This is a genomic window from Olleya sp. R77988 (assembly GCF_044594215.1).
GTDB lineage: Bacteria > Bacteroidota > Bacteroidia > Flavobacteriales > Flavobacteriaceae > Olleya.
On record NZ_CP138988.1, the window covers coordinates 1,759,202 to 1,771,782 of the forward strand.

A 12,581-nucleotide genomic window follows, 5' to 3' on the forward strand; every position below is an offset into this window, starting at 1 on the left:
AATACATTTTAAAACCAAAAGAGCCTCTAAAAATCGAATTCAAATATCTGAAAAGCAGTCACAAATGCGTATATTTGCGCTTTAATTTTAGCAAATGCAAACAATTACGCTTCACGACAAACAATTTAAGCCATTTATTTCTGAAAAAGAAATTGATGATGCAGTGACAAAAATGGCTAATCAAGTTGCTAAAGATTTAGGAGACGAAGTACCAGTTTTTATTGGTGTATTAAATGGATCGTTTATGGTTGTAAGTGATTTTGTAAAAAAATATCCTAAGCCTTGCGAAGTTACTTTTATTAAACTAGCCTCTTATGAAGGTGTAAAGTCTACAGAAGATATCCAACGCTTAATAGGTTTAACACAAGATTTAAGTGGTCGAACAGTTGTTATACTTGAAGATATTATTGATACAGGAAATACATTAAAAGAAATACATCGCATTTTTAAAAATGAAAATGTAAAACAGCTGCTAATTGCAACCTTGTTTTACAAACCCGAAGCTTATAAAAAAGATTTTAAATTACATTATGTTGGTATTGAAATCCCAAATAAATTTATCGTTGGATATGGATTAGACTATGATGGATTAGGACGCGATTTACCAGCAGTATACCAATTAAAAACAACACAACACATGACTAATTTAGTGCTATTTGGACCTCCAGGTGCAGGAAAAGGAACACAAGCTAATTTTTTAAAAGAAAAGTATAATTTAGTACACATCTCTACAGGAGACGTTTTTAGATATAATATTAAAAACGAAACTGCTTTAGGCACACTTGCAAAATCTTATATGGATAAAGGACATTTAGTACCTGATCAAGTGACAATAGATATGTTGGAAGCTGAAGTGGATAGAAACGCTGGAGCCAATGGATTTATTTTTGATGGTTTTCCAAGAAACGAAGTGCAAGCTGAAGCTCTAGACAAAATAATGGATGCTAGAGACTCTGAAGTAAGTGCAATGGTTGCTTTAGAAGTAGAAGATGAAGTATTAGTAAAACGCTTATTAGAACGCGGAAAAACTAGCGGAAGAAAAGATGATTCTGATGAGTCTATTATAAGAAACAGAATTAAAGTATATTATACTGAAACTGCAATCTTAAAAGATTATTTTGCTGCACAAAACAAATACTTTGGAGTAGACGGAATAGGTAGTATCGAAGATATTACTATGCGTTTAAATGCAGTAATAGATAAATTATAAAAGTAACTGAGTTAGGCGCAAGAGTAAGCCAACTTTTAACTTTTAACTCATAACTTTTAACTTACAATAATGACTGAAGGAAATTTTGTAGACTACGTAAAAATGCATGTGTCTTCCGGAAACGGAGGGAAAGGATCTGTGCATTTACATCGCGAAAAATTTATTACAAAAGGAGGACCAGATGGAGGAGATGGTGGACGTGGAGGACACGTTATTTTAAGAGGTAACCCTAACCTTTGGACATTATTACACCTAAAGTTTAAACGTCACGTTAAAGCTGGACATGGTGGACATGGTAGTAAAAGTAGAAGTTCTGGTCATGATGGAGAAGATATGTACATGGATGTTCCATTAGGTACAGTAGTTAGAGACACAGAAACTAATGAGATTATTTTTGAAATTACTGAAGAAGGAGAAGAGCGTATTGTTGCAGAAGGAGGAAAAGGTGGTTTAGGAAATTGGCATTTTAAAAGTCCAACAAATCAAACACCTCGTTACGCACAACCAGGAATGCCTCTTGAAGAAAACTTTATAACCTTAGAGCTTAAAGTTTTGGCAGATGTAGGTTTGGTTGGTTTTCCAAATGCAGGGAAATCTACACTTTTATCTGTGGTAACGTCTGCAAAACCTAAAATTGCTGATTACGAGTTTACAACACTAAAGCCAAATTTAGGGATTGTTAAATATCGTGATTATCAAACCTTTGTAATGGCAGATATACCTGGAATTATTGAAGGTGCGGCAGAAGGTAAAGGACTTGGATATTATTTTTTACGTCATATAGAGCGTAATTCTATTTTACTTTTTATGATACCTGCAGATGCGCCAGATATTAACAAACAATACGAAATTTTGTTAGACGAGTTACGTCGTTACAATCCTGAAATGTTAGATAAAGATAGGATTATTGCTATCTCAAAATCTGATATGTTGGATGACGAACTTAAAGCAGAAATGAAAGCAGAGTTAGACGATCAGTTACCAATTCCTTATTTATTTATATCAAGTGTTGCACAACAAGGCTTAACCGAGTTGAAAGATGCGCTTTGGAAAATGCTTAATTAATTTTTAAGCGTTTCCAATTTTTGTTATCAATATTAAAATCTATTATTTATCCAATCAGACATTGTTTTTAAAGCAGTAGTAGAGAAAGTTTCTTTAATTGTTGAATACTCACTTATACTTCCAGTTTTTGCGGTCTGAAACAAATGGTTTAGGTCTTTTAATTCTTTAATTGTGACATCTTTATTTTTTGCAGTATTAAGATGTTTTTTAATTTCTGGTAAATTTATTTCAGGTAAAATCTGTACATCCTTAGTACCGTTAAGTACTAAAACTGGACACTTTGTTTTTTCTAAATATGGTTTTGGGTCAGATTTAATAAAAGCTTGCATCCATGGATTTGTTAATTGGCTAACTAATTGGTTAATCATATAGTCATTTACATACATAGCAAATGGACTTTTTTCTTCTTCAAGTTTAGTTTTAAAAGCCTTTAGTTTAGTTTCAATAACTTCTTTTTGTTTTTCTGTGTTGTTTTCAGAATATAAAGCATTGTAAGCAACAGTTGTTAATTGGTAGTTAAAATCAATACCTTCTTGTGTAACACCTTGAAGTTTTGCTATCTTTTTACTTTGAGATTGTAATACTTCTTGTCCTTTAACTCCAGGACCAGCAAGCATAATAATAAATGCAACATCATTATTTGTAGATGCTACAATTGGTGCAATTAATCCACCTTCGCTATGACCAATCAACCCTATTTTTGAGGTGTTAATATCTGTTCTAGTTTTTAAAAAGTCAATTCCAGCTTCTACATCACTAGCCAAATCATAAGTTGTTGCTTGACTAAAATCACCTTCAGATTTTGCTGTACCACGTTCGTCAAAGCGTAAAACTGCAATACCATTATTGGTTAAATGATCTGCAATTACCCAAAATGGTTTGTGTCCTAAAATGTCGCAATCTCTATCATGTGCTCCAGAGCCATTAATTAATATTGCTACAGCAGGATTTTTAACGTCTTTTGGAATAGTCAATGTACCAGATAATGTAATACTATCTGCTTTAAAATTTTGATAGGTAACCTCTTTAATACTATAATTAAAAGGTGCTTTAGGAGTTTGTTGTTTTGTTGTTTGAGCTTTAATACTTGACATTAATAGCAAAATAACTATTGATGTAATAATTTTATAGAATCTCATAATTAGCTTGTTTTAAGTTTTCTGTTTTCAATTTTATCAAAACATTTTTAATAGTATCATAATCGTCTGTACCAACATAAAATAGTTTATTCTTTGATTTTATATAGATTGCATTTCCTGTTTTGACATTATAAAGCGTTCCTTTTGAGGTAAGACGTATGCCTATACCAACATACCAAGGGACTTGTACCTCTTTAATACTATTAATGTCAATGTCTTCTATTTTAATAGATTGTTTTATTAATCCTAATCCAAATACAGCTTTTATTTGTTTGTTATCTATTGTTATAGTTAATCTATGAAAAATAATTAATGCAATAGTTGTTGTTAATAATGTTATAAATATTGGTATGTTAAAGACGTTTTTAAAAATTGCTAAACATGAAATAACAGTAATAATTATTGTCATTAAAATAATTATAAAAAAACCATATTGTATGTTTTTGTAATGTATCATTTACTGATAGTTTATTTTAATTTTTTAAATTCTAAATAAGAATAAATTATAGGTACAAGTGCCATAATTGTTGTAGTTAAAATAAACACTGTAGCATTAGTTTGCTTACTTAAAATCAGACTTAAACAAACAATTAGTAAGCCTCCTACAAACCATATTTTACCGCCTAACTCATGTGTTTTTTTCCAAACTGTTTCGTTTTCTAGTGTCCATGGAGTCCTGATGCCTATAAAGTAATTAGGTTTAAAAGTTTTCATAAAATTACCTAGAATGGTAAATAATAATCCAATTAATAAAAATATAATGTTTGGATTGGTTACAGTTTGAGATTTTGAACTGTATAATATAAATAAGGATAAAGCAGACATAAAAAGTGTTAGTAGCAATTTAATATTAGAATACTTTTTACCCTTATTATCAATCTTTTTTTTGGGGTCTATTTTTGGAGCTAGTGTTAATATAACATATACCAATAATGGTAAAAGAATAGGAATTAAAATAAGCATAGACTTACTACTGTAACCATCAATTTCTCCACTAGCATTCCAATGTGTAGGAACCGTTTCTGGTAATCCATTCCATATATAGGCTAGATATATAAAAGGTAGAAGAATAATAATCCAAAGAGGGAATTCTTTTTTAAAATTCATAATTTTATTTTTTTAAAGTGATAATCCATTTTAAAACATCTTCTAAAATGGTAGTGTTTATTTGATACTCTACAAACTGTCCTTTTTTTTCACTTGTTACTAAATCTGCACGTTTTAAAATATCTAAATGATGAGATATACTTGGTTTGCTAATATTAAAAGCATCAGCAATTTGTCCTGCAGTTAAGTTTTCGTCTTTTAAAAGTTCTAAAATCTGACGTCTTGTATCGTCGTTTAATGCTTTAAATAATAAATTCACTAATTAGGTATTTAGACAAATATCTAAATATTATTTGAATTAACAAAAAAAAGCTTCCAATTTGGAAGCTTTTGTAATTTAATATTTTAGTTTAAGTTATTCAACCTCAATACGTACACCTTCACTATGACTACTAAATTCTGGTGCATACATACTTTGTATAGTTGTAATACCATTACTCATATTACCAGCATTATTGACGCGTAAATCGTATTCAAACACATAAATACCTTTTGGTAAATAGTCAAAAAAGAAGTTTGTTGAGGCATCTTTTGTCGCTTCATAATAACCCAATCCATCTTGATATTTGTATTGACTTAGTACATTAATTGGCTCTAAACCTGCTGCACGCATATCTTTCATGTGTACAAATTCCATTGCACGATCACTACGTAATTCTATACGTACTCTAACTAAATCTCCAACGTTAAGTTTTGTGTCTTCTGTAATTTCAGAAATTACTTCGCCTTTATCTGTATTGGTTTTCAGGTATAATTGTTTCTTTAATTTTAAAGGTGTTTCAGCAGGAGTAATTTTATCTAAATCCTCAAAATATTGCCAGTATAAACTTCCCCAAGCTATACCATCACCTTTTTTGGTTAGTTTAACAGTTGCCATTTTTGGTGTAATCTCTGCACCAGACCAAGATGTTTTATAGTAACCAGTTCCAGCTTCTACTTTTACATCTTCTAAAGTAGTAGGTGTTATTTTTTCGCCACCTAAAACCACATCAACCATATCTGTAACACTTAACCAATCATTACCTTGTAAAAGTAAAGCATAAACAGCATCTGTAGTGGCTTTTGTTGTTTTCCATCGGTTAGTCTGCTTATTTTTAAGTAACCATATTTTAAGGTTATCAATAGTATCTACATTTTTGGCTTCACTTTGTATTCCAGTTCCAGCTTCAGCAAATGCTTCAATCATTAACGCTTGTGTTTCGATAGAGGCTTGATACCAATAATAAGAATTGGTGTTTTCTTTCCAATACATACCTAATTCTTCAGACGTAATACTGTTCTCTTTTAATGATTTTAAAATAGCATTAGACATTGTTTTGTCCTCGTTTCTATTCATAATTAAAGCCATCATCCCTTTTGCATATAAAGGACGTTGTAACCAGTAGTTTCTAATTTGTGACAAGTAATACTTGTGTATTTCTTGTTGTTTTTTAGATAACTTATGCTCAGGAAAAAAGCTTCTCATATATAAATAATGTAACTGAGTATAACTTAAATGATCTTTGGTGTAGTCTACATCATTGCTATACTTTGTTAAATCGTTATATTCTTTTTCAAATGCATTATCTAAATAGTTTAGTGCTTTTTTGACCATTTCAGTGATGTCTTGATCTTTATCACTAACCACATTTAATTTTTTAAGATGCCCAAAACCAGTAATAATGTGTTGTGTGATGTAACGGTTTACACGATAATCTCCAAACCAAGACCATCCACCATCAGGCATTTGGTTGTTGCGTAGTTTCTTTTTGGCACGATTTAACTCGTTTGTCATTTTATTTAAATCAAATAATAACGCGATACGTTTTTTCTGTTCTGTTTCTGACTGTGCATCACGTAACCAAGGTGTTTCCTGAATTAAAATAGATTTTAATTCTTGATTTTTCTCTAAGTTACTTAATAAAGCATCTGTGTTTTTCCATTGGCTAAACACCTCTTTAATCCTTGGGTTACTATTAACAATGTGGCTTGCTAATGCGTTAGCGTAAAAACGACTAAAGGTTTGCTCGTTACACTCGTAAGGATATTCCATTAAATACGGTAACGCTTGTACAGCATACCAAGCAGGATTGCTTGTCATCTCTAAGGTTAATTTGTGATGTTTTAGTGTTGAAGATGTTGAGGTCTTTAATTTATCCAATGTAAAGGTTCTGGTTTCGTTACTTTTAATCCACATTGGAAGCGTTTCTGTTACTAACATTCTGTTAGTTAAAACAGGTAAAGCATTTTGCTCTCCATCGCTAAATTTACCAGCTTTTGCTAATATTTTATATTGAATAGCTTGTACATTATCTGGAATAGATAATGTCCATGTGACTTGTGTATTACCTTTCGCTTTCGCGGAAAATGATTGCTGATTTACAGAATTAGACAAGTCTACATCCACAGATTTTCCAGTCAATGCATCAAACAATTGAAGCACAGCAGTACCTGTTAAATCCTTTTTACTAAGATTAGAAATCTTGGTGCTAATTTGTATTTGGTCACCTTGACGTAAAAAACGAGGTATATTTGGTAATACCATCAAGTCTTTTTGTGTTACAGTTTGTAACGTGCTTTTTGCATAATTACCTTGCTTATCATGTGCAAACAGATTAAGATTCCATCTGGTTAATGCTTCTGGTGTTGTAAAGTTAAAGGACACATTACCTTCTTTATCTGTTGCTAATTGCGGAAAGAAAAAGGCGGTTTCTTGTAAATTGGTTCTGGCTTTTACTTGCGAGAAGTCTTCTTTAGCACCATTTTTTGTCGTGATAACCACAACACCATTTGCACCTTTACTACCATATAAAGCTGAAGCCTCATCACCTTTTAATATTGACATTTCTAGTATGTCGTTTTCATTTATAGAATTTAAATTTTCATAAATCACACCATCAACTACATATAATGGAGCAGAAGAATTACTAATAGAGCCAACACCCCTAATTTTAACGAATGCATCAGAACCAGGTTTACCATTTCCTCCAATTACTAAACCAGAGGTTCTACCTTCAAGCATGTCATCTATTTCCATCGACGCATCTTCTGCTTCCATAGCGACAGGAGCAGACATCATTCTGGAAGACTTCATTTTTTTATTTGAACCATAAGCAGTTACTACAACTTCATCTAATGAGTTATCTGGACTTAATGAAATATTAATAACATTGTCATTCTCTACTGTTTTATTAATAGTCTTATATCCAACGTAATTAAATTGTATAACGTTACCTTTAGATGCTCTAATTAAATAGTTTCCATCAAAATCCGTACTTGTACCAATATCAGTGCCTATTAAGTATACAGTTGCACTTGGTAGTGGTAATCCATTTTCATCAGTAATTGTTCCTGTTATAAAACCTTTTTTTACTGTACCATCATAGGATGTTTTAATTCTGTTTACTTTTAAAGTATTTACATATTGTTTGTAAGCCCAACTATTATTATTCATGGAAAAGCCAAACCAATTAAATTGATCAAAGCTTTTTAAGTTATTAAAACTCTCATATTTGTACGGTCTGTTAACTCTAAAATAAGTGGTTCCAAAACTATTACCATTACCACGTCTATAAGAGGCGTAGTAACTACGTGGTGTAAAACTAGAGTAGTTCCAGTTGTGCGATTTAAATTGATCTAAAGACGCATCATACATGCTAGCTAGAAACTCTGACGCTATTTTTTCTCCTTTTGTTCCTTTAATTTTAAAGCTCCAAGTCTCATCTGTTCCTGGTTGTAACCTATCTCTAAACGTTAGGGTTTCAATCTCTAAATCTGTTTTAGGATAGGGTACATTTATAGTCATGCTTCCGCCTTTATAATTATTAAAAGCAGCTAAGCTATAGTGGATACCAAAACCACCTAAATCGTTTTTATCTATTGGAATTGATATAGTCTTTTTATTTTGGTTTAAATTAATGACGTAATTTTTTTCTATTTGATAATCACGCTCTACACTAACTGTAACTGATATATTTTTTGCAGCAGTTGCTAAGGTTAGTATTACATTATCTCCAACATCATAACTTGTTTTATCTGCAGTAACTGTAATTAATTGTTGATCTGCTAAAGTTTTGTCTTTATCAGAAAACAACATGGTTTTAGCTTTGTCCTTAACCTCTTGACCAAATTTATCTTTGGTTTCTAACTCAATAATATAAGCACCAGACAACCATTTTTTAGTGTTTTTTAAATCGATGGTTTTAGATTTATCTGTATCGAATGTTTTACTTAAAACTAAATCTCCTTTTGTCCAGTTTTCTGGCTTATCCTCATTGGTGTATGCGTCATGCGGAAAGTAGTCTTTAAAAGCATCCTCTGTAAATCCAGCATAATCTGGAGCTATCCAAGGACGATCTCTTAATACAGTATTTGGTGCTTGTAATTTGTATATTTTTAATGTTCCTTTTGCAGGTGCAAATTGACCGTTTAAGTTTTGTGTTGTAATGGTAATTTGATTGTCTTTTTTAGTTTTATCAATAGTTGAAGCAATACCGATTTTTGCAGTTAATGCATGATAACCTACTTTAACAATTGTTGAGGTGCTTCTAGTTTCTCCATTTATATCTGTAACATCTGCTGTAACCTCATAACTAAAAATTGGTAAGCCAGATTTATCTGTTTTTTCGTCTGGAATAGCTTTAAAAATAACGTCGTAGTTTCCATCTGCATCAGTTGTAGTTTCGCCATGTGTGATTTCTTGAGGGTCACTATTATAATAACTTGGTCTGTACCATCTGTACCAACTAGGATATTGAATATTTCTAACTACACGATACACAACTTTTGCATCAGTAATTTTAGATCCTGCAAAAGCTATAGCTTCTCCTTTAACAGTTACACTATCGTTAACCTTAATAGTTTCGGTAATTGGATTAAAGTTGGTTTCAAACTTAGGACGCTTATATTCTTCAACAGAAATAGAAGTATTACCATACACATTATTATTACTAACTCTAATACTAAAATTACCTGTTAATCCATCGTTTGGTAAAATAAATTCGCCAGAAACTGACCCAAATTCGTTAGTAGTTAAGTCTAGCTCACTAACTTTTTCGCCATTTGTATTATATAAAGTAACGTCTACTTTTTTGTTTGTAATAACATCTGTTTTATTGTCTTTGTTTTTTAAAGCTATTGCTTTAAAATAAACGGTTTGAGATGGTCTGTAAATACTACGATCTGTAAAAATAAAAGCTTTGTAATTCGTGTCATTATTATCACGATTACGGTAATAACTATTTAAGTAATAATTACCAAAATGAGCAATATCAGATTTTGATTTAATAGTTAAACTAATGTAATTACGTTTGTGATTATTACCTTTATTTAAGGTTAAAACCCCTTGACTACTTGTCGTGGTTGTTATGGTATTTATTACTTCGTTTCTATATAAATAATCGATATCAACTGTTACGTTTGCTAAAGGTTGACCATTATTACGATCAATAACTTGGTAAAACTCTTGATTTTGATCCTCAAAATTGACTATTGCAATATTAGTAACTTGTGTTAGTGTTGTTGCATAAAAGTTATCTTTTAAATCTGTTGATTGCCCAACAATTAAGTATAAACCATTATCTAATGTTGGCACTAAAACTTCTGTTGTGTGTTGCTGATAATCGTTTTCGTCTTTTAAAGAGGAGGTCCATGTTTTTTCAACCTTAAGTTTGTCTATAAACTCTTTTTTCTCGTCTTCTTTATAAATTTTTGAAAACTCGTCACGTTGTTTTTTACTTATTTTGTGTGCATCAAAAGTTAGTTGCTCCACATTTTTATAACCAATTAAAAAACGTGTGTGTGTATTGATTGGCACAAATTGTTCTGCAGTAATTGTTAAATTAGGTTGTTCTATTTGCGATAATAATACTTTGCATAAACCAGCACCTTTACTGTCTGGAAAATCAGTAATAACTTGTTTGCAAAGCGCATAAGCGTCTTTAATTTTAAACCTTACATCAGGATTGGTGTCTTTATTATAACCATGACCTTGCGTATTATATAAAGTAGCAATTTTAAAGTTATATAAACCTGAAACTTCATGTGTTTTATGTTTTTCGGCTTCTGTCTGTAAAGCCTTTAAATAAATGTCGTCTTTATTATCAAAAGTAGCATTGTAATAGACATAATCTAAACGTTCTGTATTAACTTCTGTTAAGGCATATGGATCTTTATCTTTTAAATGAAATTTGATTAAATCTTGGTATACTTTTAATGCTTGTAATTGTAATGACGTCGAATCTTTAGATGTAATATTTATGTTTGAAAATGCTTGTGAAGCATTTAAAAAATCAGCATTATCTATAGTAAATTTATAAGCAGGCTGAGTGATTCTATTTTCTGACGTTTTATAAAATTGAATAGCATTATGACTTAAAAAATCGAATAGCGTTGGTCTATATACTTTAGAGTCTCTTCCTTTTGTAATAATAGCATCAAACTGATTAATAGATGTTTGCTGGAGGATTAACCCATTGTTTAACGAGCTGTCAAAAAGAGTTTTAATTTCTGTAAAAAGTGTTTCTAAATCCCAAGTTCTAAAATCTATTGCATCTGCTTTTTCTTCGGTTTTAGTACGTCTATAAAATTTATATCTGTTTTGCTGGAAATATTGCCAATATAAAGTAGCTAACATGTTTTCTAGCACATTTTTAGTTGGAGCTTTATTTTTAGCGATTTCGGCTTTAAAATCGTTTACAATACTAAGTTGTGCATCTTCCTCTAACAATAAGGCAAACTTGCTTTTAAACAATAATACTTTTATGCGTTGTTCTTTATTATTTTCGGCTACAGCCTTATTTTCAATAGTTTTAACTACATCCAAAGCACTTTTTGGTAACCCATTGATTTCATGAGTTTCAACTGTATCCCAAAGCTTGGAATAGTCATTGTTTTGTGCTTGTGTTGTTGCAAAAAGTAAAATCATTAAAAAAGTTGATATGTGCTTCATTTTATTAATTTTTAAGCAATATACCTTAGTTTTATAGTCCACTAAAACATAAATGCGTAAAGTAAACGTTTCAATGAGTGAAGCGTTATGGATTTAAAGTTAAGTAATATTTATCCAAATAAATCAAAAACAATACCAATAGAATATTATTTTTGTAAACCATTAACTTACAGTATGAAATCATTTTTAGCAATCTTATTATTACCATTAGCAGTATTTGCACAAACATCTATTGAAAAAGGCGAAACCTATATTGCAAACAAACAATTTTTAAAAGCAGAAAAAGAATTGTTTGCATATGTAACTTATCATGAAGATAATTTACAAGCAATAGAGTTGCTTGGTGATGCGTATGGACATCAAAAAAAATGGGATAAAACAATTACTGAATATAGAAAACTAGTTAAAGCAAAACCTAATACTGCAAATTACCATTATAAATTAGGAGGTGCTTTAGGAATGAAAGCCTTGTCAGTAAGTAAAATATCGGCTTTAGGTATTATTGGAGAAGTTAAATCGTCGTTTTTAAAAGCTGCCGAGTTAGATCCAAACCATATAGAAACACGTTGGGCTTTAGTAGAATTATACATGCAATTACCAGGACTTATTGGTGGTAGTAAAAAGACATCATTAAAATATGCAAATCAGCTTGAAAACTTATCTAAAGTGGATGGTTATTTGGCAAAAGGTTATATTTATGAATATGATGATGATCCAGAATTAGCTGAAGAATACTACTTAAAAGCAATTAAAGTTGGAGGTTCATTAACCTGTTACGATAAATTAACTGCTCTTTACGAAAAAGAAGACCAACCAGATAAAGCGGTTGCTAATATAGAGTCGTCTCAAGTTAAACACCAACGCAACAGTTTGCATTATCAAATAGGAAAAGTGTGTGCAGACTATAATGTCCAATTGGAAAAAGGCGAACGTTGTTTGTTAGTTTATATAGAAAATTACACGTCAAAAGATGGTGTGCCTAAAGCTTGGGCAAATTATAGGTTAGCACAAATCTATAAGCACAAAAACGATACAAATAATGCGCTAAAGTATATAAAATTGGCAATAAACGAATTGCCAGATATTGATGTTTTTACCGATTTTAAGGAGGATATTTAGTCTATAAAAAAAC

General features: G+C 30.9%; 8 protein-coding genes. 3 read left to right on the forward strand and 5 right to left on the reverse strand.

Annotated elements, in window-relative coordinates; genetic code table 11:
• Positions 1–94 precede the first annotated feature (94 nt).
• Positions 95–1,210 (forward strand): adenylate kinase, encoded by a 1,116-nt coding sequence (locus tag SJY17_RS07835; RefSeq protein WP_397362012.1) that lies wholly within the window; start codon positions 95–97, stop codon positions 1,208–1,210.
• Between the two features lie 69 nt (positions 1,211–1,279).
• Entirely contained in the window at positions 1,280–2,275 is a 996-nt protein-coding gene (gene obgE / locus SJY17_RS07840; RefSeq protein ID WP_397362013.1) for a GTPase ObgE, read from the forward strand.
• Between the two features lie 32 nt (positions 2,276–2,307).
• Here the strand turns inward: obgE and SJY17_RS07845 are convergent, their stop codons facing one another.
• The 5 genes from SJY17_RS07845 to SJY17_RS07865 form a co-directional block, all read right to left on the reverse strand.
• On the reverse strand, positions 2,308–3,414 hold the full coding sequence (locus SJY17_RS07845; RefSeq protein ID WP_397362014.1) for an alpha/beta hydrolase family protein: 1,107 nt from the start codon (positions 3,412–3,414) through the stop codon (positions 2,308–2,310).
• Positions 3,401–3,871 (reverse strand): hypothetical protein, encoded by a 471-nt coding sequence (locus SJY17_RS07850; RefSeq protein ID WP_397362015.1) that lies wholly within the window; start codon positions 3,869–3,871, stop codon positions 3,401–3,403. The genes SJY17_RS07845 and SJY17_RS07850 overlap by 14 nt, the downstream gene beginning before the upstream one ends.
• 11 nt (positions 3,872–3,882) lie before the next feature.
• Positions 3,883–4,521 carry an SdpI family protein gene (locus tag SJY17_RS07855; protein ID WP_397362017.1) on the reverse strand — a complete coding sequence of 213 codons (639 nt, stop codon included), beginning with the start codon at positions 4,519–4,521 and terminating at the stop codon, positions 3,883–3,885.
• 4 nt (positions 4,522–4,525) lie between these two features.
• Positions 4,526–4,780, reverse strand: coding sequence for an autorepressor SdpR family transcription factor (locus SJY17_RS07860; RefSeq protein WP_397362018.1), 255 nt, complete (start codon positions 4,778–4,780; stop codon positions 4,526–4,528).
• A gap of 96 nt (positions 4,781–4,876) precedes the next feature.
• Positions 4,877–11,449, reverse strand: a complete 6,573-nt coding sequence (locus tag SJY17_RS07865) for an MG2 domain-containing protein (RefSeq protein WP_397362019.1) — start codon at positions 11,447–11,449, stop codon at positions 4,877–4,879.
• Between the two features lie 174 nt (positions 11,450–11,623).
• Here SJY17_RS07865 and SJY17_RS07870 point away from each other — a divergent pair, with 174 nt between their 5' ends.
• Positions 11,624–12,568: a tetratricopeptide repeat protein gene (locus SJY17_RS07870; RefSeq protein WP_397362020.1), complete on the forward strand. Its 945-nt coding sequence runs from the start codon at positions 11,624–11,626 to the stop codon at positions 12,566–12,568.
• Positions 12,569–12,581 lie beyond the last annotated feature (13 nt).